This is a genomic window from Anaerobacillus alkalidiazotrophicus, from assembly GCF_001866055.1.
Genome location: NZ_MLQS01000031.1, coordinates 289,314 through 315,199 on the forward strand (window position 1 = coordinate 289,314; position 25,886 = coordinate 315,199).

The following is a 25,886-nucleotide window of genomic DNA, read 5'->3' on the forward strand; positions in this document are numbered from 1 at the left end:
ATGAAAAAATACATTTGTTTACCGTGTGGTTATATTTATGATCCGAAAAAGGGAGATCCTGATGAAGATGTTCAGCCAGGAACACCTTTTGAGGATTTGCCAGAAGATTGGGTGTGTCCGGTTTGTGGAGAAGATACAGATAAGTTTAAAGAGGTAGAGGAATAAGAAGTAGAGGATTAAAAATTGAGTGCCTGACAACGTATGTTGTTAGGCACTCTTTTATATGGAAAGTATAATATCTTAAGTTTGTAGATGCCTAGCTTGAAAATATCTTAATAAGAGAGGTTCTTTTTCCGCCACGCCATAACGATAAGGCGAGAACGAAACCCTAATGTCTTTGCGGCGGCCCCTTTTCTTACTCGATTTATTCAAGATACGGACTTTTAAATCAACAAGAAATTCTTCTTAGAATAGCTAGATGAGATTACTCGTCGCATAAAAAACTGCTTCTAATTTTTACTTGTAAATATAGAAGCGCTTTTATGTGTGGAGGAATAAAGAACACGGGTTATGGTAGGAAGTGATACAAGGGTAACGAGTAGATAAATAAGAAAAACGCAAGGGCCTTGGCTATGAGTGATAGGAGCTAGACACTACTAACTTAGTTACTTATAAATTCTGGTGTAAAAAAACCTAACAAGTAACTAGTTATACTCGTTAGGTTTCTTTTTTTTATGCTTTTAATAAACGCTTAAATAAAATGTTGTTTTCTAAATGTATATGCTCGTGAGTCATTGTTTCTAATTCTTCAAGTTTCAAATACGTTAATCGATACGTATTGCAAGCCCCACCAGGTAATTGATAATCATTTGTTACTTCTCGTAATTTTTTCAGTAGATCTCCTGCAGCCTCATGTTCAGCCTCTAATTTTTCAATTTCCTCTTTTGCTTTTGTAAGTTCATTTTGAGATGCTGTTTCCTCATAAGCAATAATGTGAGGGAAAACGTCACGTTCTTCATCAATTAAATGTTGGGACATTTCTGTTTTTAATGCAGAAAATGTTTGATAAACTTCCCGTAAATGTGGATGGTCATTACCGTGAACACGATAAACTTTTGTTACAAATGCATTTAATTCTGTTAGAACTTCTTCTGTATAAACGTGATACTTATTGACAATATGGTCGACTAATTGTGTTAACGGAGCGGCTGCCCAATTTACATCATCACTTTGGTTACTTGTCTCATACAGTTCATTAAGTGTATTTAAAATTTCTGTTTCATTTAGGTTTTGCTCTTGAAGTACTTCTCCTATCGGGCGATCACCACCACAACAAAAATCGATTTTATATTGTTTGAAAACTTTGCTTGCAGCAGGTAGTTTAGTAACGATTTCACCAGTTTTTGTAGATCGATTAAAGATTGTTGTCATTTATTATCCAACTCCTTTTTTTATTATATTTTAAGTATAGTACTATAAATAATATTCAAATAGGACTTAAATCACAATGACAAAAATTTTTTCATGCTATAATTTGGTTACTAATTATAATGATAGGTGATTATTATGAAGAGACAAATATGTAACCATGATATAAATGATCCATGTCCAAAAAAGGTGCCGATTTTTGGGTCGTTATCTGATGATGAAATTATGAAAGTTACAAAAATGACAAAACATCGATCTTTCCAGAAAGGACAAATATTGATCGATGAAGGCGATAAATCAGATACGTTATTTATTATCAATAAAGGGCTAGTAAAAGTATCTAAATTTACTCTTCTTGGGAAAGAGCAAATTCTTTATATTATGACTAGCGGTGATTTTTTTGGTGAACTTCACTTATTTAATCATGATGAAGGTAATAATTTCAGTGCATATGCCATTGAGGATACCGAAATATGTATGTTAATGAAAAAAGATATTGATAAAATTATGGAAGCAAACCCTCAAATAGCTCTAAAGTTATTAAAAGCAGTGACAAAACGACTGGCACATACAGAAAATTTAGCGCAAAATTTAGCAACAAAAGATCCTGAGATTAGAATTGCTCAAATGATTTTAGAGTTTGCGGAAAAATTTGGAGTTAAAAAGCAAGAGGGTCTTTTTATTCAGTTACCAATTACTCGTGAAGAAATTTCAAGTTATGTGGGTGTAACAAGAGAAACAATCAGTCGTAAATTTGCAAAATTTGAGAGATTGGGATTGATATCCCTAATTGGAAATAAACAATTGCTAGTGAAAAATGAAAAAGGCTTACTGGAATTACTAAGTGGCTGAGAAGTGGAATAATTAATAAACGGAAGTAGAAACTAAAAGCAGTATTTTATCCTAACAATCAGTGGGGGATGAAGGCCCCCACTGATTGAAGTTTAGCTTTATGTGTATGTAGAAACAATAACGAAAGAAATCATAGAGTACCTATGATTTCTTTCGTTATTTAAAAGTTGTAAAAAAAGACAAAAATAAAAGGTGATACGATGACAAAGGGAAAAGACGAATTAAGAATGGGCTGGAACTTTGACAACAGTTATGCTAGTCTACCAGAAATATTTTTTTCCAAACTAAACCCAACACCAGTAACTTCACCAGAGTTAATTATTCTCAATGAACGATTGGCAACATCCTTGGGGTTGGACGTCGAAGCTTTACAAAGTAATGATGGGTTAGGTGTGTTTGCAGGAAATAAAATTCCTAAAGATGCATTGCCTCTTGCACAGGCTTATGCAGGGCATCAATTCGGATATTTTAACATGTTAGGAGACGGGCGCGCTATACTTCTTGGCGAACAAATTAATCCACAAGGTGAGCGTTTTGATATTCAGCTTAAGGGGGCAGGTCGAACCCCTTACTCAAGAGGTGGTGATGGTAGAGCCGCACTTGGACCGATGCTACGTGAATACATTATTAGTGAAGCTATGTACGCACTGAATATTCCTACTACTCGTAGTTTAGCGGTTGTTACAACCGGTGAGATAGTATTACGCGAAACCGAACTTCCTGGTGCAATACTGACTCGTGTCGCTACTAGTCATCTACGTGTAGGTACGTTTCAATATATTTCAAGCTGGGGAACTAAACAAGAGCTTCAAGCTCTAGCTGATTATACAATACAAAGACACTACCCAGACGTAGGAGCTGCCTCGAATCGCTATCTTTTCCTGTTAGAAGAAGTTAGTAAGCGTCAAGCAGAACTTATCGCCAAATGGCAGTTGGTTGGTTTTATCCATGGGGTGATGAATACTGACAATATGGCCCTAAGTGGAGAAACAATTGATTACGGTCCGTGTGCGTTTATGGATACCTATGATCCAGCGACAGTATTCAGTTCTATAGACCGTCAAGGACGGTATGCCTATGGCAATCAGCCTCATATTGCTGGATGGAATCTTGCAAGATTTGCCGAAACTTTATTACCATTACTTGATGAAAATGAGGAAGAAGCTGTCAAGCTTGCACAAGGTGTCCTTTCTGATTTTGCAAAGTTGTATCGTTCTAAGTGGCTTTCGGGAATGCGAGCAAAACTGGGGATATTTAATGAAGAGATAAAGGATGAAGCTCTAATTGAAGGTTTACTTAGTATAATGCAAAAGCATCGTGTGGATTATACTAATACGTTCCTTGCTATTACTTTTGAAAAACATGATCAAAGCGAATTTTTTAGGACCAAGGATTTTTCTGATTGGTATAAATTATGGCAATCAAGACTTGGTAGACAGACTGAATTTAAAGCTGATTCGTATCAGTTGATGAAAAATTCTAACCCTGCGGTAATCCCACGTAATCATAGGGTAGAAGAAGCACTAGACGCAGCAGTGAAACATAACGATTACAGTGTGATGGAGAGTCTTCTTGAAGCCCTTTCAAATCCTTTTGCACACTCGGAAAAACAGGTTGAATACTGTAAACTCCCACCGAATTCAGCTCGTCCGTATCGAACCTTTTGTGGTACTTAGTTTTTTGAATATGTTAACTTTAAATCTAAGCTTTGTATCGGTCTATTTATCCCACACTTAAGGGGCAAGTAAGACCCCCACCTCAAAACTTAAGAAAATCGAGAAGTTTAGGTGGGGGATAAACTGCCCCTAAAGGTCCGATAAGTTGAACTAACAATCAGTGGGGGATGAAGGAAAACCCCCACTGATTGAAGTTCAGCTTTATTGGAATTGGGAAATATACTGCTAGCTCTTATTGAGGTAGCAGTATGAAATAAATTGTTTTGAGTTAGATTTTATAAATAACGATTTAATTATCTAAGTATTTTGAATTTAATGCTAATTTTTAGAAATTTTATTATTTTAAGAAGAGATTTTACTAGAGGTGTTGAGGTCATGGTTAAGTTGTTAAAAAAAGTGCTGTTATTAAGTATAATTATTTTAATTTTCCTACCATCTAAATTATCTGCCTTTGCATATCCGGATTTATCCCCTTACGATATTATTATTGACGTTGGTCATGGTGGTATTGATGGTGGAACATCTGCAAAAGGTATATTAGAAAAAGATCTAAATTTAGATTTTGGGATAAAATTGTATAATGAATTAAAGGATAAATCTTATCACGTGGGAATCACAAGAATTCACGACTATTCGTTAAGTGATGACAGTAGATTACCTGGATTAAGTAGGCATTTGAAGGATTTAAAACAGAGGAAATTAATTGCAGATGCACTTAATCCTAAGATTTTTATTAGTCTACATGTAAATTGGTCAAAAAATAAATACCTTAGAGGGCCCGTAATTATTTATCAAGTGAGTGGAGAAAGTTATCATTTGGCAAACATCATTCAAGATCATCTAAATAATTATTATGGAATTAAAAAGTATCCACGAAAGGGGAACCCATATTTTCTTATGAAAAATATGGATATGCCATCAATTATTGCAGAATTAGGATATCTTAGTAACAATGAAGATTTTCAAATGTTGACAAGTGATGCTTCACAGAATGAAATTGTCGCTGCAATGGTTCGAGCAATAGAGGAATACTTTTTACTGTATCCTTATGATAATGAAACTAGGACAGTGGGGCCAAAACATTATTGAAGTTACATGAGTTAGTAATTAAATAAGGGCTAGACACTTATTGTATAAGTGTGCGTCGTGGAAATAGAAATAATAAAACAAACTAGAAACCTGAGTGCCAAATTCCAAAAACACTCAGGTTTTTTATATAACAATTTACCCTATTTTTAAGGGAAGTAAGACCCCGACTACAAAACTTAAGATAATCGAAAATTCGAGTGGGGAGAATGGAGGAAAAACGCCATTGATTGAAATTCAACTTTATAAATTTCAGATTGGAAAGTCTTGCTCTATGACTAAAACTTAGAAAAGACTTTTTTATCCCACACTTAAGGGGCAAGTAAGACCCCCACCTCAAAACTTAAGAAAATCGAGAAGTTTAGGTGGGGGATAAACTGCCCCTAAAGGTCCGATATAGAATAACTTTCATCAGTGATAGCTGATGATTAGTTATTCTTATGCCTGTGGTATAAGTTGAACTAACAATCAGTGGGGGATGAAGGAAAACCCCCACTGATTGAAGTTCAGCTTTATCATTCATCCTAATGCAACATCAAGAATCATCATTACTGCAAAACCAACCATTAAACTCATTGAGGCTAAATCTGAATTTCCATTTTCATGTGATCCAGGTATTACTTCTTCAGCCACGACAAAAATCATAGCACCTGCAGCAAAGCTCAATGCATAAGGCAATAGTGGTTCAATAAATACTACAGCTAAGGCACCAATCACAGCTGAAATTGGCTCGACAGCTCCTGAAAACTGTCCGTAAAAAAAACTTTTCCGACGTGACATTCCATCACGCCGAAGAGGCATTGATACTGCTACCCCCTCAGGGAAGTTTTGGATTCCAATCCCGATTGCTAATGCAATTGCCCCCATAATTGAGGCTGACGGATACCCTGCGGCAACCGCTCCAAAGGCAACCCCTATAGCTAAACCTTCCGGAATGTTATGCAAAGTGATCGCCATAAAAAGTAATGTACTTCGTTTTCGTTTCTTCGGATTAATTCCCTCAGCACTTCCAATCGGTAGGTTAGGGTGAAGATGTGGCAGAACTTTATCCACCATTAATAAAAATACCCCCCCTAATAAAAAACCCACAGCTGCTGGAACCCAAGAGGGTAGAGCATTTCCTTCCCCCATTTCGATTGCAGGGGCAAGAAGTGACCAATAACTCGCCGCAATCATTACTCCGCCAGCAAATCCTAACATACAGTCTAAAAATTTTTGATTTACCCCTTTACTTGTAAATACTAATGCGGCACCAAGTGCAGTCATTCCCCAAGTGAATAACGTCCCAATAAGTGCTTGAACAACGGGATCAAGGCTTATAAACATCTCTAACATTTTATCCCTCCTCAAAACTTTTTTGAGTTTTCAAATAATGTTGCAAAGCGATAAAAATGTTGTGTCACTCTAGATATATTTATAAATTCGATAAAAGTGCTAATACCAAGAAAATTTAAACCGAAAAACTATAATAATATTCGCACGTAATTTTAAACATTAGCTAATTAAGTGAAGGTAGCTTTTCACTTAATTAGCTAATGTTTATGTTGTAAATACATAAGTAGATTATTTGTGAATATCATTTTATAAGAAGATATTTAATGAGCTACAAATGATTTATCTAAGAAATTCTTATTGTTGTTTTTAAAAACAAGGATGTGTTCTAAGATGAGAATTATCGAAATGATAGATTATTTAGATGGAGTAGAGGAGCATATTAAATACAAATTTGGTGTTTCAAAGCTTCATATGATAGATGCTTTTAATGGTATTCATGCTACAATCCAGTGGTTGGATAATTCAATTTATAAAAAAGTAGTCGAAGATATTGTATTTAATATAACAGATGAACCAATCAATTTCCCTGGTGAATTGGGAGTTTATGATGATGATCGTTTTCAAGCAGTCATCTACTTAAACATTATGGCAATTGCTGAAGACTATAAAAATATGGAATATGTTCTTGAAATGAATGAAAGTGATGTTACTTGTTTTGAATATGCCGCATTTGTTTGCCTCCATGAAGTCGGTCATCTTTTCCATGGTCTAGTTGGAGGAAACGGAACAGAAAAACGTGATCGCTTATTTGATTATTTCGACAAGGGAGAATACTATTACAAACGCTTTGTGTCAGAAATGAAACACGGAAACACCTATAAAGAAAAGAAAAAGTATCGGAATATACCACATGAAAAAGCTGCAGACAATTTTGCTAAGCAATGCTTAGTTTTAATGATGAAGGAATTATGATATGTTAACTAATTTTTTTGGAAATATTAATAAGAACAATAAAAATTAGACAATTTCACAACGCTTTATAAAAATTGTTTTCTTTCGATTACAGTAATTAGTGGAACTTTTTTCATTATTTTTAAAATAATACTTGAATTTTAGGTGAGATGTTGTTATTGTTAATAACAATAAAGTTGTTAAATAAAAATTAAATAGCGATAAACTTCTTATCCAGAGTGGTAGAGGGACAGGCCCTATGAAACCCGGCAACCATCAAGTCAAATTTTGACTTGAACGGTGCTAATTCCTGCAAAGGTGTTAACCTTTGAAAGATGAGAGGAGTGTTTGTAATCATACTAACCTCTCTTTAATTCAAAGAGAGGTTTTTTGATCGGATAGAAGGCTTATCGCTCAAAGGAGCGAAAATAATGGAAAGAGCAGTGTTTGGTGCAAGCGATTTTTTTAGTCATAAAGCATTTATTACAGTTTTTCGTGGTATTGAATATGTTCAAATAGGACATTTAAAAGAGGCAAACGTAGATATAGTAGATATTTGGTTTGATCCCTGGAAAGTATCTTATAAGGAATTATTAGAATTGTTTTTTGACTTACATGACCCTACAACTAGGGTAGGTCAGCAATTACAAAATCAATCATTCATCTTTTTTTCTAATATTAATCAATTAGCAGAAGCTAAACAAAAGAAAAATGAACTAAAACATATAGTTAAAGATGAAGTTATTACAGAAATTACTCCAGTATGGGAACAAATTAATACTTGGAGGAGATTAAACTAATATTTTACTGAAACCAAACATTAGGACCGTGATATGTAAACAAGCGCATGTTTATCTTCCAAACATGCGCTATTCTAAAAAGAAGTTTGCATGTCTGTTCTTCTAGTAAAGAATTGTAATGTAAATAGTGAATATGCAGAAAATAACTAGAATGAGGGAAGATACCCAATCGTGATAGGCGATTGACGCATATCCATTATTGTATTAATAAATGATAAAGAAATATCTAAGATTATTCATAACTAAATACAGATTGAACTTTGCGCTATTTTTAACTTTATTACCACGAATTTAATAAAAGTAGTAGGATACTAAAGATACGCAAGAATTGAGGAAGAGAAAAGTGATAAGGTGGATATTCAATGATTTGTAATCCTTATGTTAAAATAATAGAAACTTTAAATGGTGGGGAATAAATCGAATAGGGGTGATTTGTTCCCCACTGTTTAATACTAGCATTTTATAAGTCTCAAAGTGATAAATCAAAACAGTGCAGGAGTGGAATTTAGGAATGAATAAAAAAGACATCGCACATATTCGTAGACAATTCAAAGCTGATAATGAATTACTGAAAATCAGTGATATGTTTACTGTTTATGTAATGAAAGAATCCAGTGAAATCTACCATCATCAAAGTCAGCCCTTTGAAATGCTAGATCAGGATCAACAAGAGTTATTCTTTAATAATTTTAAGAAAATACTAGGTGGCCAATTAGACGAGAAATTATTTGAATTAAAGTTTCAACGGAATGCAGTAGACAGTAGCCAACTTATATTGCACCAAGGCTTATTGAGCGACGATGTGGAAAACTGGAAAGAGCAAATGCTTCAGATCGTGGACAAAATACTTAAAAGTCGGCAATATGATATGGATATCGTCATCACCTTTATTCGAGGAGAATATTTTAAGCCTGCGAAACGGAGAAATGATGAGACAGAGGAAAGTGATCGAGATTCTGTTTATACCCATCCGTTTATTTTATGTACTATTAATAGTACACAAGAACCAAAGAAAGAATTACTTTTTGACTATATGATCAAAGAATTTAAGTATAATTTTGTCGTTGATCCGATCATCAACCTCAATGCACCGATCGGTGGTTTTCTTTTTCCGTGTTTTACCGATAATAGGACTGATGTGAACCGCATTTTGTATTCGGCAGGGAAAGTAAATGAGCCTGATCATCATTTCATTGAAGAAGTCTTAAATGGCGAGGAGACGCTGACGGCAAAGGATGACAAAGTTGTTTTTGAAGAAATCGTGAAAGACGTGACAAGAGATCAGCTTAATACGGCCACCCTTTCTAATGTATATGAAGAAATTAACCGTGTTATTGAAGAGAATGAGGAAGAAGAAGCGCCTAAATTAGACTACAAAGATGTAGAACGTATATTAAAACATAGCGGCATAACAGATATTCAGACGGAACAGGTCGAAGCCGCTTTTCAGAAAGTAATCGATGACAACAAATATGAAATAAAGGCTAGTAACATCGTGCCAAAATATACTTCCAAATCAATAAAAATCGAAACGAAGGTTGCGAACGTTTCGATTAGTCCACAGGATTTAAGGTACGTCCGACAGATCAACTTTGAGGGTAAGCGGTATCTGATGATCGAAGTAGAAGAAGATACCGTGATTGATGGGTTCACGATGATTCCGGAAGCTTTTGGTGAAAAAAGAGATTAACATTAAGTAAATTCAATTTAGAGTGTCTATCCTTCTCAAGTCTGTAAATATTTACTAAACTAGGGGAGCAGGCACTTTATTAGTTTTTAAACATCTATACTTTTAACTGCTTGTTAGTAACTTCATATACCACTCCATACACACTTTCTTAATACCCCCTATAGCATTGTTGCATCTGAATAGATAAGTAAAGAAGTAATATATAAGGGTTACTATCATATTGAGGAGATTGGCTAATGGTTAACGACGTCTTTTTCAATCGTAAAAAAAATTCCTGTACAAATGTGTGTACTGTACAGGAATTTTCTTAGCAAGTGGGATTAAGTTAGCTTTTATTCAAGATAACTTGCACCTACAATGACTAATAAGATAAACAAAACTACAATTAAGATGAAATAACTAGTATGACGAGTAGGAACTGGAGCTACATAGCCATAACCATAAGCAGGAGCTGCATGAGTTGGCATAGGCGGAATATTCGGAGGAATATTTGGAGGAATATTTGGAGGAATATTCGCTCCGAAAGTCGGAGGTACGTTTAAGTTAGAATACATATTTCACACCTCCCTTCGTTGTGTAAGTATGTTTATACCTACATATTACTCCAAGAGGTGAGATTTGAGCCCGTCTATACAAAAAATGGGTGAGTGTAATGGATTATACGAGGACTATTAAAAAAATTAATAGGCAAATTCCCATGGTAAAACTAATTTCATCATTAATTTTATTTATCTTTCTTATTAATTCCATTAGAGAGATAATATAGATACTGTACATATGATATGGAACAATTGTTATGATGTACAATAGGATGTTGCATTTTGTAGGCTCTATGATTTGTTTGTTGACCTACCAAGTTGCCTAAATGGCTAAAAGAAGGCCTTGTCACTAAATTTGTCAAATAAGCTGATTGCTGACTGCCTGGTTTTCTATATTCATTAAGAATTTGAATGATTTGTTCCATAGTCCTTATGGAAAATCCATGTCCAAAAAATTTACCGTCGTTGAGAAGTACAGCATTAAGGCCTCTAAACCACGGTGTATTTGGATGAAAGTCAGGATTATTAATATAAACAACATCACCGGGTAAAAAATGATTGGAATAAAATGTGATTATCCCAAGGTCAGGATCAGTATGCCAACTATAAAGATAAAGATTTTGAAACAGAGAATTAAATAAATAGCTACCAATACTATACAAAGTGGCACGGTAATAGAGGATCACGGCAGCAGTTGCGCATTCAAATGCATAGAGTGAACTGTTCCTAAAAATGTCTAAAATTGCATCAGCAGGTTGCACATTAGGTCTTAACAAAAAACCGCCTTCCATTGTTAATTGCCAGTACATGGGATTGCAGCTGGCATATTCAAAAGTTGTAAACTGAGCTTCACTCTGATTCATTTCATTTGCACTTTTAATCATGTTTTTTCGTACTTTGATTTCAAACAAAAAGTCATCCTCGGAATAAAAAGAAAATAAGACGGGCGCATTAAACATATGTTGAATGATTGCTCTTTCAATACTATCGAGTTTCCACTTTTCGTTAGGTTGAAACGGGGCCCCTGATATTTGTATCATAAAATCCTCCATTCCTAACTTATTTTTCATCTGTATTAATACTTATCGTATTCACATTCCGCTTTAAAAATGTTTTTCAAATATTTATAATGACTTTGAGTATTCAATTTCAGAGACGAACTGACATACTTTATTCAATACATAATACTTTTAGGATTACACTCTAAATTGGGATAGGTTATTATTAATCCATGCAAACATTCTTTGAGTAGCTAATAAATGAATTGGCAACGGAAAATGATGATCTAAGCTATGATAGCGATGAAACGATACATCTTTTTTATGTTGCAGTAATCTTTCAAATAATTCTTCTCCGTGATGAAAGGGGACTTGATGATCATTTGTCCCATGTATAATGAGTGTAGGACAATGGATTTGCTTAGTCATCATGATTGGAGAACGACTATGATAAGGCTCCAGTTCTTTTTGTGGAGATGTTCCAATGACTCGTTTTAACATTCGCCTTAACTCAACTCTCTCTTTATAAATGCTAGCTAAACTTGCTACACCACTCCAAAGAATTAACTTGTTCGTATCTGGAATTGCAATTGCTGTTTGTGTTGCATTTATTGCTCCTCGAGAAAACCCCATAATCGAAATTTGCTTTTTGTCAATAAATGGGAGAGTGCGAAGGAGATGAAAGGCTTCAATCGTATCGAAACGATCTGAGCCACCAAATTCATCACGTCCTTGTGAACCTTCGTTCCCACGGTAAGTTGGTGCAAAAACAATATAACCATGCGAGGCAAATTGTTCTAGCCATTCCATTTTCACTTTTCCATGGTTCCCAATGCCACCTCGGCAATACAAAAGGGCAGGTATTTTTATTGATTCTATTTGATCTATTTGGTTTTGGAAGGAAAAAGAGAGCAGTTTGGGCATAGGTAGTTTAGCTGAAGGATACCTTCTATTTAAATATTTATAAATAATTTCAGTTGAACAATTTACCCAATTTGGTATTGCTAAATAACCGTTTATTATGTAATTATCTACTAAATAACTAAGTTGAAAAATCATCGTTATCGCCCTTAATATGTATGTAATTAGTCAATCTATTCCAAATTCTATTTTGGTTTAATGACGGAAAAAAACAAAGATGTAGCTGTTTGAACTGTTCTTCTCTAGTTATGATAGTATAACAAAAAAGCAGAGTTACCTAATAGGCGTATTTACGATTTTTGAAATACATTGCGACAATCCTACTACTTTAGAAGAGCGTTCACTAAGAAAACTGTTAGAACCGTTTAAGTCATAGTAGGATTAGTATTAGCCGCGCATCGTATAACCATGTTTTTCCCACGCTCACCTAGGTTGGACTGTGACGATGTTAGCACTTTTAATCAAAAATAATTAAAAAACAAAAGTATTTAGAACATACTACAGTTGGAATAAATTATGAACATAACGAAGAAAGAAGAGAGTTAGTTTAACTTAGAACTTTCTACAAATGTTCTATAGTATGACAAGAACTGTCATTGGTAACAGGAACTTTGCACATTACAACGATACTTGATTAAGTAGTTCTCTAATAAGGCAATTGCTTTTACGGTAATCGTCTTAAGTATTTGACGCATACTGTGCAGCAAGTTTTCCTTGCCAACTGGCCTCTTGGTTTATAAGTCATGCCCTTTCGGTTTTGATAGTCTTTCAATCCTCCACTCAAAAATGATAATAGCCTAATTTTTTTCGTGAAAAGGTGTATATACACTTAATGTGAAAGGATGGATGGAAGTGTCTAAAAATCAACAAACATCCCACAGTTTTGCGTTACTACGAATCCTCTTCGTAATCCAGCACTCTTGACAACGAAACGGTTGAATATTAGTGGATACATGAATTATTCCTTGGGTCGGAGCTGACGATGTAGGGGGTGTATCCCAAAGAATATGCAGCAATATTCGCAAAAGTAAAGCATATAAAGCTGAACTAGCAAAATTATAACCGATTTTGTTAGTCATTCTTTTCATATAGGGGTTTTATTTAGTTCCATCTTCTAATTGTATAGTTTATTTGTACCAAAAGTTGTACGGTAACAAGCCAAATAAAAAAGTCGTTTCTTTAGCGTATAATATCCGCGTTTTGTCGGTAGGACCCCTATTTGAACATGAACAAGATGGAAATAATTAACAGAATTTTCGGACTTACATATAAGTGATTAACCCTTAACATGGTAAAATCAATTTTATGGTGTATCGGTAATAAAGCTCTAGTATTATGACTAAAGTTATGCGAAAAGTAAATATCCGAGAACTTATTTATTATGTTAAGGGGGATTGGAATGAAAGAGAAGGTCATTAGCATTAAAAGAGTACTAATAATAAACACGCTAGCTATTATCGTTGCTTCAGCAATTGCAATAATAGTTCATGCTATTGTGCCTGGCGATGTAAATGTAGAGGATTTTGATAGTATATTTGTAAAACTTTTTGGATTTCCTGTAGTAGCAGTTTCCTATTTTCTTTTACTGTTTTTACACTGTGTGATTGTTATGCGGTATTTTGGAAAACGGTCAAGTATGACAAAATTGCAAATTGGATTTCGTTTTGGGACAGTCTTTGCAGCCCTTTATTTGTTTGGAATGCAGGAAGTAGTTGTTGAGGCTTCGCCTTTTAATGAATGGGGATTAGCATTCGTGAATTACCAATTTTTTATGGGTATAAGTGATGCAATACCTGCATTATTATTATGTGTTGTGACTGCTTACTTTACATTAAGTAACAAGAACACAACTAGCTCTTGGTATTTATTAAACTTAATAGAAAAAATTAAAGTTGTTGCCCTAATTACAATTACTTTTTTAATAGCTAGGACAGTTGGATATGAAACAGGTGTGATTGGTAGTAACATTGATGCATTTCCTATTCCCACTTATTTATGGACAATTGTATTTGGAGTCGTGCTAGGATGTTGTTATACGGTTTTGTATCCTATTTTTGCTAGTGGCCAGAATAAATTTTTACTTTCTTATAAACTTGTTGTACTAACTATAGGAGTAAACTGGATAATATTTAACAGCTTTATAGGGTTAATTTTCAGTGGTGTTATGCACCAAATGCTTGTGCGAAGTGGTATAGATATTGCGGTATTCTTTTTTACCTCAATAATAATTCAGAAATACTTTCTAAAATCTGATATATGTGCTTCATGAGTGATGTAACATCTAAAAATCTAATTAATTACATTAGCATTGCATTAAATTAAAAAATGGACGGCGAGTGTATAAATTTTCACTAACTGATTGCAATACTGGAAAAGCGATCATCAACGATGGTGATCGCTTTCTTTATAAAATTAAGAAGCAGGATAGGGAAGATGTTATTTGTTCATCGTCGCTTTTCCTACCCCGTTATTGAGTAAAATAACATTACATTAATAATTAAATTGTGTGTGTTATTCAATTGCATATTTATTATCATAGATTACATCATTTTATCTTAGAGCAAGAAAAAGCTGTGATTATAGCACTCGATTTTACGAAGTTTTTTGATACCCTTGATCATAAGAATTTGAAAGAAAATATAAAAGGCGTATTAGGTTCAGTTACATAGATTAGGAAGTAATCGATAAATACTTAATTGAAAAATATGGAGAACAACAATTAGAAAAATTGAGAAAACAGCACTCATTAATAAGAAGTGTAAAAGCTTCTAAAGTATCCTCTTGTGTTTTAACAGGTTTAAACCTTTCGTGAATGGGTTCTTCAACCCAACCTTCCATATAACAGTGGCGAAGAAATGCTCTCATCGTTCTAATTCGTATATTAGCAGTAACAGGAGATAAACCTTTGTCATGAAGTAAATACTAATAAATCCCCGAAAGAGCTCTAAATTAAGTTCCTCTAAAGGTAAGTCTCCGCCAGTGTACTCTAATAAATAATCAATAAGTTTGTGGTAATCGTTTAACGTAATTTCCGTTAACCCCTCAGTTTCTTTAAAAACCATAAACTTGTTGAACATGCTACAAAGAGTTAATGAGTTGGACTCTGTTTTAAGTTGTCTTGGTGTTGTTTTACTCCTTGAGTATTTTCTAACCCTTTTTTGATTATTTTTTTCCATAAAAAAACCTCCTTATTTGCATAAAGGAGGATACAGGTTGAATATTTATGTAGACTAAGCCCAGTGGTCACTCCAAAAAGGTCTTCAAGGGTTTTGGCTAAACCTCGCATGAAACCTCTTGATACATAAAAAACCAACTAGCCAAAAAAACTTAAGTTGGCGGGACTGTGTGGGAATCGAACCCACCGAAGATGGCACGCACCTCCCTAAGGTTTTGAAGTTGTCTATGGGTGGTTATTTACAGTATCCTATAGGACTGCAAAGTGCGCTGTAATAAGGTTTTGATGTTTTATAGTGTTCTACAATATCTTTAAATTTTTTAAATCGGGCACCTAACTCGGCACCTTTTTAAATATATTTTCGTTCGATTTAGAAATGCTTATTAAATGTAAAAGATAAAGTTTAAAATAACCTGAAAATAGTACAACTCTACTATGGAATTTGGTTCTGCGTTGTATCCTGCAAAGGCTTTCCGCCATACTTATATTACTAATGCACTCCAGGAATATAGCTTTGAGAGAGTCTCTAAGGCGATTGGTCATAAAGAGTGGCGATCAACTTACTATTACTATGACAAATCAAATAAACGATTATTAGAAAATACTTTACATTATAATCCACTAAGTAAAAAGGGAGCGATGGTTTATGACAATTAAATATCAAACCAATGTTGATTATCATTCATTATGTAAAGAATTGGGTGTTACGATAGATGAACTCATTCAATTAGTAAAAAATAAGGATAAATTTACCGCAAGAAAATGTGAAAAGGTTTCATTTGTACAACTAATTGACGAATATAGTCAAAATTTAAGAAAACTTCAATCATTAAATCGTAGAAGTGATAAGACGTTAGTAACCTACGTTAATATACTTGAAAGAGTAAAGTCTTTTGTAATTCAAAACTATAGAGAATTAAGTATAACTGATATAAATGAAGATCTAATATTTAAAATCTTAGAGAAAAGTACTCCAAGGAAAGGTGATAAATTACCAATAAATACTATTAATAAATTATATGGCAATAATAAGAAGTCTTTTGGGTTTCGCGTATGAGAATGGATATATAGATAAGGATTTACGATATAGATTTTTGTCCCAACCTAATTCCATATTGCCAAGGTATTTAAATGACATTCAGATCGAAAAAGTAATTAATGGTGCAGTACAAAAAACATATGGTTATAGAAAGAGAGCAATAATTCTATTTTTATTGGGTACTGGTTGTAGAGTTAGTGAACTAACCAATCTAAAAGTAAAAGACTTTATGGTAGATGAAAACCTTATTTTTATCCGGAAAGGTAAACGGAATAAAGAACGATATATTCCAATGTTTAAAGAAGTTAAAATAGCAATATTACATTATTTAAAAATTAGTGGTGTAAAACAGTGGAATAAAGATATTCCAGGGTATCTCTTTTCACAAGACGAAGGGCTAATTAGAGAGAAAAAGGTACTTAACCATTGTTTTTTTAGACTTGTAAATATTGACGATAAGCGGAACTATCGATATTTTTTTCTGTCAGTTTTTTGATCAAAAATTTATGGTCTCGTTTTGGTGTCGCCAAGCAATAACCTTTAATAATCAAGTCCTTTGTAATAACGCTTGCTTTTTCCTCTAACGCTAATTCTCCAATTTTCCCTTTAATTTTATCGCGAGCAACATCTCTGAAAAGACTAGGAACAGGCTCGACTAATTCCTCTAAAAAGGCTTTCTCTTCAACCTCCCAAAGCTGTTTCGTTTGCTCAATAAAGTGCTCTTGCCAATCCAAAATCGATTTACCGTCTTCTTTTGGCATCTTTTTGAGAAATTTGCGGAACATGAAATAACCACCGATCGCCATTAACACAAAAATAAATACGGACCATAATACCATAAACCACATAAAAAAACTGATTGGGCATCTCAATATCACCTCGAAGTAAAATCCATAACAAAAATATTGTAGCATAAAATTGTCAATCATTGTAGAAATTGTCCTTTGTTTGCAACTTGGAGACTAAATTTGTTAAATATGATGAGTTTGGAAGTCTTCATAATGGGTAAAGGTTTCTAGTCACTAGTTTCAATATACATATTTACTAATATTTAACAATGTTGTAAAATTATCTATATAAGTTAACTCTGTTAATTTAATGAATGTTGTTCATTAATTGCTTTGGAGGTCAATGTATGGGGATTAAAGATCGAAGAAAACGTGAGGGAGTGATAATAAGGAAAAAAATTATCGAAGCAGCAACTGAGTTGTTTGCTCAAGCAGGCTATGAAAATGTTTCAATGCGAAAGATAGCTGCGAAAATAGAGTACTCCCCACCGACATTATATATTTATTTTAAAAATAAAAGAGAGATATTATTTGAATTGTTGAAACAAGGATATGCTTTATTTTATGAGGCAATAAAAAGCACCTATGATCAGAATAAAGACAAAGACTTTCGAAACAAAATGCTTGAAACTTTACGAAGCTATGTGAAGTTCGGCGACGAAAATAAAGAATATTACAAACTAATGTTTATTCATAATATTGACGAGACGGAACAAGTTATTGGACGAGATAATGATCGTTATCGAGGCTTTGAGGTGCTAGTCATGTTAGTAAAAGAAGGAATCGCTGATGGGGTTATTAATAGGTCTGATCCGATACTCTTGAGTCAATCAATTTGGGCCGGATTACATGGAATTACAGCTTTATTGAACACGTTTGATAAATTTCCTTGGGTAGAAAAAGAACGAATCATTGATTTCCATTTGAACATGATCATAAATGGTGTTTCTAATAAAAAATAGAGGAGATCAGGAGTATGGGAGAGAAGAAACGTTACCGCAGAGCAATGTTGTATTTTATTTTCTGTCTATTTTTCATTTTTACAGGAAAGGTTTTTGCAGAAGAAAAGCAATACGAAAGCTTTATTGATGGTTACTTTAAGCGAATGATGGCAGAGCACAATGTTCCAGGTGCTGCAATGGTGATGGTAAAAGATGGGGAAATACTTTTGTCAAAAAGTTATGGATACGCCAATATAACTAATCAAACCCCTGTCGATACAGAAGAAACTGTATTTCGAGTTGCTTCGATTGCAAAACTATTAACTTCTATGGGGGTATTGAAATTAGCAGACGAAGGAACAATTTCATTAAATGATCCTGCAAACCAGTACTTAACGACCATACAACTTAGTGATACATATCAACAAGAAATTACGATAGAACATCTATTAACTCATACTGAGGGGTTAGAACAAAGTTCCATTGGTGGTAAAACACTTGATTCAAACGCAATAAAGAAACAAGCAATATTTTTACAAGAAAATATTCCTAACCAAATCTCAGAACCAGGGAAAATGATTACATACGGAAATCATACTATGGCAATTTTAGGTACGTTAATTGAGGATGTAACAGGAATGTCTTATGAGGAGTATATGGAAAAAGCCATCCTAGCGCCCTTAGGTATGGATCATAGTTCGTTTTCGCAGCCTCTTTCACCAGAACTATTGAAAAAAAGAGTAACAGAATATCGCTTTAGAAATGGAGAATTTATCGAATTAGAAGGTTCTTATTCTCATATGGTTTCAGCAGGGGGAATGCACACGACAGCTGAAGATCTTGGACGGCTTCTTACATTACTGTTAAGCGAGGACAGCAAATTATTAAGTTATGAAACTATTCAAAGTATGTTAACGAGACAGTTTAGCTCACATGCTAGTTTACCAGGAATAAGTTATGCTTTACTAGAAGAAAAAGCAAATGGGATCAGTTATTTTTATCGAGATGGTGATTCTGAAGGGGCAAAGGCTAGAGTAATCGTTGTACCAGAAGAAAATCTCGGCTTTGTCATTTTAGTCAACAGTGACAGCGATGAACTTCGCGATGAATTTTTTGATGAATTCGCAAACAATTTTTTTCCTGATAATCATAATTCAATAAATCGACTTCCTATCGAAAAACCTGAGCAATTAAGTGGAACGTATTATTATGTTCAATATCCTAGAAATGATTTTACAAAGATGATGGTACTGTTTACGGGGATAAAGGTAGAGGTTTTAAATGGAACAACGATAAATGTTAGTCCTCTTGGGGAGGAGCCCTTTGGTAAATTTGATAAACCAAAAACATTTGTACAAGTAGAACCTTTCTTGTTTTTGAGTGAGGAGGGAGAACACTACTTAGCTTTTGGCGAGAATGAGCAAAGTGAAATTGAATTTCTTTTTTCAGGTGCGGGCTACCATGGTTCATATGTAAAGGTAAAGTGGTATGAAAACCCAGGCATTCATAAACTATTATATATCGTATTTATTGTGCTTTTTTTCATTGGCGTCATCTATTGGATCGTCAAATTAGTGAAACACAAAACATTGAAACGGACGGATCATTTAATTGGGATTATTTCTACTTTAAATTTATTATTCTTATCGTTATTTTTCCCAGCCGTATTTTTAGTTGGAATGACACCGGGGTTGCCAGCTTTTACAAAAGGCGTTAATTATTTTATGATTGTCGTTTTTACATTACCGATAGCTAGTGGCATCTTTTCGATAGTATTAATAAGAACACAAGTTAAAAATCATTCAGGGAAATATACAATTACAAGTTTTTTCTTCATTTTTCTAGTGTTCTATTATGCATATTTATATTACTGGCGCGTTCTTGGGTATTGGTATTAATGAAGCTCCCGCCACTTACGCGAGCGTTTGAAGTGGGAGTCCTCTGGCTTAATATAGATAGATTTTCATTTTTACTCAATTGTTTTTTTAAAAAGATAAGAAACCCCCATGACCGTGCTTCTTTTGTTTAGGAATATGTTCTATGTAGAGAATTTGAATTTGGTTGATTTAGAGTAATACTTTGAGGTTAGGGGTCTTTAAGACAGGGGAGCTTGAAATACAATAAATATAGGGAAATGAAAAATCGGTGAATAATTTTGGGTTTAAAAAGCAGTATAATATATAGCTACTGAGATTAGCACTCCAATGAACTTAATTGCGTTTTTGAGGTGTGAAGTAGCATTGTGGCTGATCACTCTAAAAAGCGCTTTTTTTGAACAGTTTGTTCATAATTCCAAGTGCATAAAAAGGAGGGGGAAAATGACTAACCGTAATGATAGTCGAAATCAACCTCATACTGGAGGAAGTAAAGCAGCAGATACCGAATTTGGTACAGAATTTACACAAAGTAAAAAAGCTAGAAAAAAAGCTGCTAGAGCACGAAAAAAATAATTAGTAGTGTGTGTTCAAAACAACCATGTCTTAGCCAGACACCACGAGGGATGAAAGCCATTAGTTTTCGTATAAAGGTCCGGTAATCAGAGCCTCGAGCTGCTATGATTACCGGACCTTTTGAAGATCCTCTACAAGGTAGAAAATCTGGAATTTTTATGATTAACGGTAAGATTGTAGAAAGATACCTGACCCTTATATAGTTACGTTTCATAACGGTAGGGGTCAAGTATCTGAACAACTAACTATATATTTTCCTGTTTTAAAGTTTCAATTATATTTTCTTTCCTTACTTTTGTAGCAGAGTACAGCATCGCCGAGCTGACGATGATAAAAACGGCCGCGATCACATAAACAATGTTCATCCAAGGGATATCAAAGCTGTAGTTAAAGTTATTCATCATAGCACGATGGTTGAAGTACATAATCCCTTTGCTAATTGGTAGCCCGTAGAGCAAGGACTTTATACCATAAAAAATACTTTTATAGTTGACCCATACTACGCAACAAATAACTTCTTTTGTAAATCTACTTAAAGTAAAGAAGCATCTTTTTATTTAGGTGATTGGTTTAAAAAAGGGGCCAAATTGATAATGAGTTCCATTTCAATGGGATTATATGCTAATTGAAATTATACTAATCAAGAAATCTCTTACGGAATATTTTTTACATTATTATGTATATTTCTACTTGGTTTAGTTGTTTTTGGAATTATAAGAAATAGAAAGATTGATAATGAAAAATATAAGTAAAACTCTATCTTGGAAATCGTCATTTAAGAAACGAAGGCAATAGTTGAAGACGTAAATAGATAAAACGGTTAGGAGGATTATCTTGAAACTACCAGTTTGTTGGAAGTGTAATCGTTCATTTAAATATCATGAACTTTTAACATTTTCGGCAGTAAAATGCCCTAAATGTAAAGAAAGGAATTATGTAACTTCAAAAAAAAGACTACAAAATGCTCTTTATACAGGGCCAGTTTCATTTTTAGGTTCAATGACTATAATTCATTCTAATATAAATCCTGCTATAATATTGATTTTTTTAATTCTACCTATTCTGGCGTTTATTCCAACTAACTATAAATTTACAAATAAAGTTCATGGTTAATAATTGAAGCACGTTCTTTCACTTACGAGTGCAATAGTGGAACTAGCTGTTGCTGCCGTTGTGATGCTTACGAAGCATTTACTTAAAGAAGGAATCAGTTTGGAGTGAATAAATTAATGGAATTTTTCGTAGAGTTACCCATAAATAAACATTCATATAAATCAATTGAAATAAGAGATATAAAAAATGTTGGAATCGGCTATATAAGACGAGAGTTTAAGAATCCCCTTGAAAAAATAAAAAATTATATATCATTTTTAGAAACTATAAATCTTGTAGGTGAAGTCGATGGACGTTATATAGAAATAAGAGAACAGTCATTTAAATCTAATTTATTTAAGCTGAAATGGGATGTCTACTTATCTGATAAAAACACTGATGGAAATCAAATTAGATTTCTTTTAGAAGACAAAACAAAAATATCAACAAACCCTTGTTTTCTATTAAATAAAAATAATAAAGGTTACATAATTAAAAAAGATATTCTTAGTCGCACTTGTATGATTTATTGTAACGATAACGATATTACTTGTGCAGAAATTAGAATAGAAAAGTTACTACCACCTTCATTAAAGATTAGTGTTCATAATAATGATTTAACAATTGTCGAGATATTAGGAGTTTTTTATATATTAAACTTGGTTTATTAACTAAGGGTCATAACATAGCGATATTTTGAATTGGAGGGGATTATTAATGAACAAAAAGAGTAGAAAAAATTTGCAAGCATTGGTTTGGGCATTAATAGCAGTTTCCTTGTTTATATTTGGGTGGTTTACCAAATAAACGTTATAGTAACTACTGAGTTTGTGAGAAGATATACTTAAACAAACGGAGTGCTTTTGTGGAATAGCAGTAACATAAAAGGTTGGAGGAATTGTATAATGTTCGTATTTTTAATTTTAGGCATTATTACTGCCGTAGTTTTTTTTAATACTTGCGTCAAAATTGTTATAAAAATAAACAATAATGAGGATGTAGGTGCCGATAGGGTATTCGCCTCAACAATGTTAATTATAAGCCTCTTTTCTATTATTTTGATAACAGCACAATAGTTAGAGGTTGTTGTTTAAACTATCGAGAGCGATAGCAAAACAGGGTTATCAAAAATTGTAGGGGGATAACTATGAAATCATTAGCAAGTAATTTTGTTTATGCTTCTTTAATCTTCTTTGCCCTTGCATTATCTTCGCTGATTTATTTTCTTATTGGTAACCAAGGAATTCAAAATTCTAAATTACTCCTTTGGCTTATCATTAGTATTCTCATACTTCAAAGCATCCTATGTACATTTATGATCATAAAAGCAATCATAAAGCATAAAAGTTCCTGTTAAGCTAACGGGTGCTTTAGTAAAAAAGGGGGAAGACGATTTGATGTCTAAATTCTTAAAAACAATGTTATTCTGGGTGCTAATATTTCCGATTTTGGCTACCGCTATTTCAATATTGATTAGTTATTTCAGAGGTGCCCCTATTGAAGCAAGTTCTTATTTATCTAATTTGTTAGGATTTGCAGTAGGTGGTATTGTCATTGGCTTTGTTATGTATAACGTACAAAAATTAAAAGAGGAAAAATAAAGCACTGGTTATTTCATTAACGAGTGCGATAGTTTAGTAAGTTGTCGCTGCTGCTAGGGTGCTATTGAAGCAGAAGAGTTGAATAAGTATTTATTGATTATTGCTGGAGTATTGGAGGTTTTTTTTCTTGAAAACTTATACTATCTTATTTATTGTTATTGTTTTTATGCATTTAAGTACACTTGTAAATGCAATTATATTTGAAGGTGAGTGGTATCAAATAGTTTTACACTTTTCCAATATCCTGTTTATAATTGCCTGTGTTTATTTTGGAATAGAACGTCGTGCCAATAAAAGAGCCACACGAAATAAATAGGTGATTTTTATTAACGGAAGCATTAGTTCAGGAGCTGTTGTGTAGGAGTTGAGTTATAGTGTTGCAACATAATAATAAAAAATTATGGATTACACTATCGGTTATTTGTATTCTAATTGGAATTGCTACATGGATACCTAATTTTATTTTTGAGTATGGTTATGGTTATTGGGTATTAACATTCTTCATCAATCCATTAGGTATTTTATGTGGATACCTGGGAAGTAGTAGAATAGCAATGATTTCAAATATTATAATGACTTTAAGTTTCTTTATTCTAATGTTTTTTGGTTCCTTAATTGAGGCATTTTTTTGATAACAGTATATAGAATTTATTAAGCTAACGAATGCTTTAGTTGAGCAATTGAGGGAGGTTGAGTTATGAGTAAACCCTTTTGGATTCCATTAATAGCTTCATTTGGTACGATGATATTACTGTTTACAATAGGAAATATAGGCGATATAAAATTTTTAGTATTTAAAGTTTCTCCATCTTATACTGAAATTTCCTTCTTGCCAATCGTTGTTGGTATAATAATAGGATTTATTGCTGAACGAATTCTAAAATATAAATCAAAAAAAATTGAAACATAAATCTTGTTGTGCTAACGGATAGTCTTACTTTATTTAATGGAGATGGAAAACAATATGAGATGTCTATGTAAACAAAAAGAAACAAAAGAATTAAAAGTTGAGGGAGATGTGGGGGCAGACCCAATTTGGTGCAATCGTTGTAATTGTAACCTTGACATAGAAGAAGTACCGATTTCACTCGATTTAAAGTCGGAGCTAATGAAATGGATAGGGAAATATGGTGATTGGATAGATTGGGATATAGATGAAATCGTTCCTAATGGAATAAAACTTGAAGATGAGCATAACAAGCAAGGATTGAATCTAACAAAACAAGTGCAACAAGAACTTGAGGGGCAATATATGGTTTCATTTTCACCATCAACATTTGCAAGAAGATATACGAATGAAAAGTAGCACTCAATTGCACTAAAGGGTGCTTTAGCTGAATAGGAATTAAAACAAATATTAGTTGAGGGGATGTGTTTATATGGGGGGCTTAGTTATTATTCTTCCTTTTATTTCAGTTATGATAGGCTTATATTTTATTACATTAGGTCTTTGGGAATTAAGAGAAGGTGTAAATAGAAATCAGTATGTAAAATACATGTTTACTGGCTTATTTTTGACTCTAATATTAACACCGTTACTTGGTCTTATTGGGAACTTTTTAAATTTCCAACTCGGATAATCACTAAGAATGTGAAAGATAACACTTAAAGTAACGGATGCGATAGCTGAAAAAGGTTATTGCCTTTCTCTTGTTTTAAAGGGTATGGGAGGGGAATTTTATGTATGTCATAGAGCCTACTTTTTGGCTGAATTTAATCATTTTGTTAGCTATAATACTGTTATTGTTGGTTACGTTTAATTCAATACCGCACTTATCGCACACATTGTTAAAGATATTACACACTCTCACCTTAGGGGCGGCATGATGTAGGGCTTTAAGCCAACATCTGAGAAATAGTTAAAGCTATTTTTCACCCTTTCTGTGAACTAGTCATGTAAATGATTTTTTTCTAAAGTATAGACTACTTTCTAAATTTAAGGAGGTAGTCTTTTTTTATGTTGTTAAAATTTGCTTTTCAAGATTTTTTGGATGACAGACGTTTCAAGAACACAACCAAGACGAACATAAGAAATTATCAGACGTTGCTGGGGGAATTTATTAACTATTGCATTGATAATGAAGAAGTGAATGTTGAAGACATTAATTACAGTCACATTAAGCAATATCTATGGGTATGCCAAGAAAAAGGAAACCAAGCTGGAACAATTAACACGAAATTTATGAGAATTAGAGCATTTCTAAATTACATGGTTGAATGTGAAGTAATTAAAAAAAATCCAGCACACAAGGTTAAAAGACAAAAAGAAGATGTGAGGATTGATGTTTTCACTGACGAGCAAATAAGACAGATGCTGAGCTTCTACAGACGTATCAAACAACGAGAAAAGAGTTATTTTGCTTATCGTGACTATATGATGATTGTTTTAATACTTGGTACAGGAATAAGGAGGGGGGAAATTATTAATCTGACTTGGTGTGATATTGACTTTGTTAACCATAATATATCAGTTTTTGGGAAAACAAGAAGAAAAGAGACTATACCGAGGATGTTGAAATGATGAGATTTACATTAAATTAAAAGGAGAGTGTGAAAAATATTAATAAAAAGTTCACTTGTACCAGTCTCCTTTATAAAAAAATGAAAACACTTACAAGAAAATTATTGACATGTAATTTAATTT

At 33.4% G+C, this 25,886-nt stretch carries 31 protein-coding genes, 1 pseudogene and 1 riboswitch; of the genes and pseudogenes, 24 read left to right on the forward strand and 8 right to left on the reverse strand.

All coding sequences use genetic code 11. From position 1 onward, the window contains the following. Positions 1–165 (forward strand): rubredoxin, encoded by a 165-nt coding sequence (gene rd, locus BKP45_RS20510; protein ID WP_071391003.1) that lies wholly within the window; start codon positions 1–3, stop codon positions 163–165. 507 nt (positions 166–672) lie between these two features. Here the strand turns inward: rd and ric are convergent. After that, positions 673–1,371 carry an iron-sulfur cluster repair di-iron protein gene (gene ric, locus BKP45_RS20515; RefSeq protein WP_071391004.1) on the reverse strand — a complete coding sequence of 233 codons (699 nt, stop codon included), beginning with the start codon at positions 1,369–1,371 and terminating at the stop codon, positions 673–675. 135 nt (positions 1,372–1,506) lie between these two features. On the opposite strand from ric, the gene BKP45_RS20520 reads away from it, so the two are divergent. The 3 genes from BKP45_RS20520 (at position 1,507) to BKP45_RS20530 (ending at position 4,985) form a co-directional block, all read left to right on the forward strand. Beyond that, entirely contained in the window at positions 1,507–2,220 is a 714-nt protein-coding gene (locus BKP45_RS20520) for a Crp/Fnr family transcriptional regulator (RefSeq protein ID WP_071391005.1), read from the forward strand. Between the two features lie 200 nt (positions 2,221–2,420). Continuing rightward, positions 2,421–3,896, forward strand: a complete 1,476-nt coding sequence (locus BKP45_RS20525; RefSeq protein ID WP_071391006.1) for a protein adenylyltransferase SelO — start codon at positions 2,421–2,423, stop codon at positions 3,894–3,896. A gap of 375 nt (positions 3,897–4,271) precedes the next feature. Further along, entirely contained in the window at positions 4,272–4,985 is a 714-nt protein-coding gene (locus tag BKP45_RS20530) for an N-acetylmuramoyl-L-alanine amidase family protein (protein WP_071391007.1), read from the forward strand. A gap of 516 nt (positions 4,986–5,501) precedes the next feature. Here BKP45_RS20530 and BKP45_RS20535 read toward each other — a convergent pair. Then, entirely contained in the window at positions 5,502–6,317 is an 816-nt protein-coding gene (locus BKP45_RS20535) for a ZIP family metal transporter (RefSeq protein WP_071391008.1), read from the reverse strand. A 330-nt stretch (positions 6,318–6,647) separates the two neighbouring features. On the opposite strand from BKP45_RS20535, the gene BKP45_RS20540 reads away from it, so the two are divergent. The 3 genes from BKP45_RS20540 (at position 6,648) to BKP45_RS20550 (ending at position 9,698) form a co-directional block, all read left to right on the forward strand. Beyond that, the gene (locus BKP45_RS20540) at positions 6,648–7,229 is read left to right on the forward strand and encodes a hypothetical protein (protein ID WP_071391009.1); all 582 of its coding nucleotides are present in this window, start codon (positions 6,648–6,650) and stop codon (positions 7,227–7,229) included. A 206-nt stretch (positions 7,230–7,435) separates the two neighbouring features. Next, positions 7,436–7,550: riboswitch (SAM riboswitch) on the forward strand. 89 nt (positions 7,551–7,639) lie between these two features. Continuing rightward, on the forward strand, positions 7,640–8,008 hold the full coding sequence (locus BKP45_RS20545) for a peptide-methionine (S)-S-oxide reductase (RefSeq protein ID WP_071391010.1): 369 nt from the start codon (positions 7,640–7,642) through the stop codon (positions 8,006–8,008). Between the two features lie 511 nt (positions 8,009–8,519). Continuing rightward, on the forward strand, positions 8,520–9,698 hold the full coding sequence (locus BKP45_RS20550; RefSeq protein WP_071391011.1) for a DUF4317 domain-containing protein: 1,179 nt from the start codon (positions 8,520–8,522) through the stop codon (positions 9,696–9,698). Positions 9,699–10,030: 332 nt separating this feature from the next. Here the strand turns inward: BKP45_RS20550 and BKP45_RS23425 are convergent, their stop codons facing one another. From BKP45_RS23425 to BKP45_RS20565, 3 genes are all read right to left on the reverse strand, one after another. Further along, positions 10,031–10,252, reverse strand: coding sequence for a YjcZ family sporulation protein (locus BKP45_RS23425; RefSeq protein WP_071391012.1), 222 nt, complete (start codon positions 10,250–10,252; stop codon positions 10,031–10,033). Between the two features lie 170 nt (positions 10,253–10,422). Next, positions 10,423–11,277, reverse strand: a complete 855-nt coding sequence (locus tag BKP45_RS20560; RefSeq protein WP_071391013.1) for a protein-glutamine gamma-glutamyltransferase — start codon at positions 11,275–11,277, stop codon at positions 10,423–10,425. A 156-nt stretch (positions 11,278–11,433) separates the two neighbouring features. Beyond that, positions 11,434–12,294 (reverse strand): alpha/beta hydrolase family protein, encoded by an 861-nt coding sequence (locus BKP45_RS20565; protein ID WP_071391014.1) that lies wholly within the window; start codon positions 12,292–12,294, stop codon positions 11,434–11,436. A 1,261-nt stretch (positions 12,295–13,555) separates the two neighbouring features. Between BKP45_RS20565 and BKP45_RS20570 the strand changes: the two genes are divergently transcribed. Next, positions 13,556–14,425: a hypothetical protein gene (locus tag BKP45_RS20570; RefSeq protein ID WP_071391015.1), complete on the forward strand. Its 870-nt coding sequence runs from the start codon at positions 13,556–13,558 to the stop codon at positions 14,423–14,425. Positions 14,426–15,017: 592 nt separating this feature from the next. Here BKP45_RS20570 and BKP45_RS20575 read toward each other — a convergent pair. Further along, positions 15,018–15,332 (reverse strand): hypothetical protein, encoded by a 315-nt coding sequence (locus BKP45_RS20575; RefSeq protein ID WP_071391016.1) that lies wholly within the window; start codon positions 15,330–15,332, stop codon positions 15,018–15,020. A gap of 434 nt (positions 15,333–15,766) precedes the next feature. On the opposite strand from BKP45_RS20575, the gene BKP45_RS22280 reads away from it, so the two are divergent. From BKP45_RS22280 to BKP45_RS23620, 3 genes are read left to right on the forward strand one after another with little or no spacing between them, the layout of a single operon-like run. Beyond that, positions 15,767–15,988 carry a hypothetical protein gene (locus tag BKP45_RS22280; RefSeq protein WP_139193876.1) on the forward strand — a complete coding sequence of 74 codons (222 nt, stop codon included), beginning with the start codon at positions 15,767–15,769 and terminating at the stop codon, positions 15,986–15,988. Then, positions 15,978–16,388 (forward strand): hypothetical protein, encoded by a 411-nt coding sequence (locus BKP45_RS20580; protein WP_071391017.1) that lies wholly within the window; start codon positions 15,978–15,980, stop codon positions 16,386–16,388. Before BKP45_RS22280 ends, BKP45_RS20580 begins: the two co-directional genes overlap by 11 nt. Then, positions 16,351–16,866 carry a tyrosine-type recombinase/integrase gene (locus BKP45_RS23620; protein WP_071391018.1) on the forward strand — a complete coding sequence of 172 codons (516 nt, stop codon included), beginning with the start codon at positions 16,351–16,353 and terminating at the stop codon, positions 16,864–16,866. The genes BKP45_RS20580 and BKP45_RS23620 overlap by 38 nt, the downstream gene beginning before the upstream one ends. Here BKP45_RS23620 and BKP45_RS20590 read toward each other — a convergent pair. Next, positions 16,805–17,284 (reverse strand): DUF2621 family protein, encoded by a 480-nt coding sequence (locus BKP45_RS20590; protein WP_071391054.1) that lies wholly within the window; start codon positions 17,282–17,284, stop codon positions 16,805–16,807. The genes BKP45_RS23620 and BKP45_RS20590 overlap by 62 nt on opposite strands. A 221-nt stretch (positions 17,285–17,505) precedes the next feature. Between BKP45_RS20590 and BKP45_RS20595 the strand changes: the two genes are divergently transcribed. From BKP45_RS20595 to BKP45_RS23430, 3 genes are all read left to right on the forward strand, one after another. After that, positions 17,506–18,120 (forward strand): TetR/AcrR family transcriptional regulator, encoded by a 615-nt coding sequence (locus BKP45_RS20595; protein WP_071391019.1) that lies wholly within the window; start codon positions 17,506–17,508, stop codon positions 18,118–18,120. 14 nt (positions 18,121–18,134) lie between these two features. Further along, entirely contained in the window at positions 18,135–19,997 is a 1,863-nt protein-coding gene (locus BKP45_RS20600) for a serine hydrolase domain-containing protein (protein ID WP_071391020.1), read from the forward strand. A 420-nt stretch (positions 19,998–20,417) separates the two neighbouring features. Then, positions 20,418–20,549 carry a hypothetical protein gene (locus BKP45_RS23430; RefSeq protein ID WP_281243188.1) on the forward strand — a complete coding sequence of 44 codons (132 nt, stop codon included), beginning with the start codon at positions 20,418–20,420 and terminating at the stop codon, positions 20,547–20,549. Between the two features lie 245 nt (positions 20,550–20,794). On the opposite strand, the pseudogene BKP45_RS23170 reads toward BKP45_RS23430, so the two are convergent. Beyond that, positions 20,795–21,043: pseudogene (locus BKP45_RS23170) on the reverse strand (FtsX-like permease family protein); the annotation flags it as partial. A gap of 340 nt (positions 21,044–21,383) precedes the next feature. Between BKP45_RS23170 and BKP45_RS20605 the strand changes: the two are divergent. The 10 genes from BKP45_RS20605 (at position 21,384) to BKP45_RS20650 (ending at position 25,763) form a co-directional block, all read left to right on the forward strand. After that, on the forward strand, positions 21,384–21,662 hold the full coding sequence (locus BKP45_RS20605; protein ID WP_071391021.1) for a TIGR04104 family putative zinc finger protein: 279 nt from the start codon (positions 21,384–21,386) through the stop codon (positions 21,660–21,662). A 116-nt stretch (positions 21,663–21,778) separates the two neighbouring features. After that, on the forward strand, positions 21,779–22,312 hold the full coding sequence (locus tag BKP45_RS20610; RefSeq protein ID WP_071391022.1) for a tubby C-terminal domain-like protein: 534 nt from the start codon (positions 21,779–21,781) through the stop codon (positions 22,310–22,312). A gap of 476 nt (positions 22,313–22,788) precedes the next feature. Continuing rightward, complete coding sequence (locus BKP45_RS20615) at positions 22,789–22,998, forward strand: hypothetical protein (protein WP_071391023.1); 210 nt, start codon at positions 22,789–22,791, stop codon at positions 22,996–22,998. Positions 22,999–23,038: 40 nt separating this feature from the next. Continuing rightward, complete coding sequence (locus tag BKP45_RS20620) at positions 23,039–23,242, forward strand: hypothetical protein (protein WP_071391024.1); 204 nt, start codon at positions 23,039–23,041, stop codon at positions 23,240–23,242. Positions 23,243–23,369: 127 nt separating this feature from the next. Next, on the forward strand, positions 23,370–23,558 hold the full coding sequence (locus tag BKP45_RS20625; RefSeq protein ID WP_071391025.1) for a hypothetical protein: 189 nt from the start codon (positions 23,370–23,372) through the stop codon (positions 23,556–23,558). A gap of 58 nt (positions 23,559–23,616) precedes the next feature. Then, positions 23,617–23,874, forward strand: a complete 258-nt coding sequence (locus tag BKP45_RS20630) for a hypothetical protein (RefSeq protein ID WP_245747571.1) — start codon at positions 23,617–23,619, stop codon at positions 23,872–23,874. 65 nt (positions 23,875–23,939) lie between these two features. Continuing rightward, positions 23,940–24,152, forward strand: coding sequence for an ATPase (locus BKP45_RS20635; RefSeq protein ID WP_071391026.1), 213 nt, complete (start codon positions 23,940–23,942; stop codon positions 24,150–24,152). A 54-nt stretch (positions 24,153–24,206) separates the two neighbouring features. Next, complete coding sequence (locus BKP45_RS20640) at positions 24,207–24,548, forward strand: hypothetical protein (protein ID WP_071391027.1); 342 nt, start codon at positions 24,207–24,209, stop codon at positions 24,546–24,548. Between the two features lie 73 nt (positions 24,549–24,621). Continuing rightward, complete coding sequence (locus tag BKP45_RS20645; RefSeq protein ID WP_071312675.1) at positions 24,622–24,822, forward strand: hypothetical protein; 201 nt, start codon at positions 24,622–24,624, stop codon at positions 24,820–24,822. Between the two features lie 377 nt (positions 24,823–25,199). Next, complete coding sequence (locus BKP45_RS20650; protein ID WP_084788100.1) at positions 25,200–25,763, forward strand: tyrosine-type recombinase/integrase; 564 nt, start codon at positions 25,200–25,202, stop codon at positions 25,761–25,763. Positions 25,764–25,886: the final 123 nt, after the last annotated feature.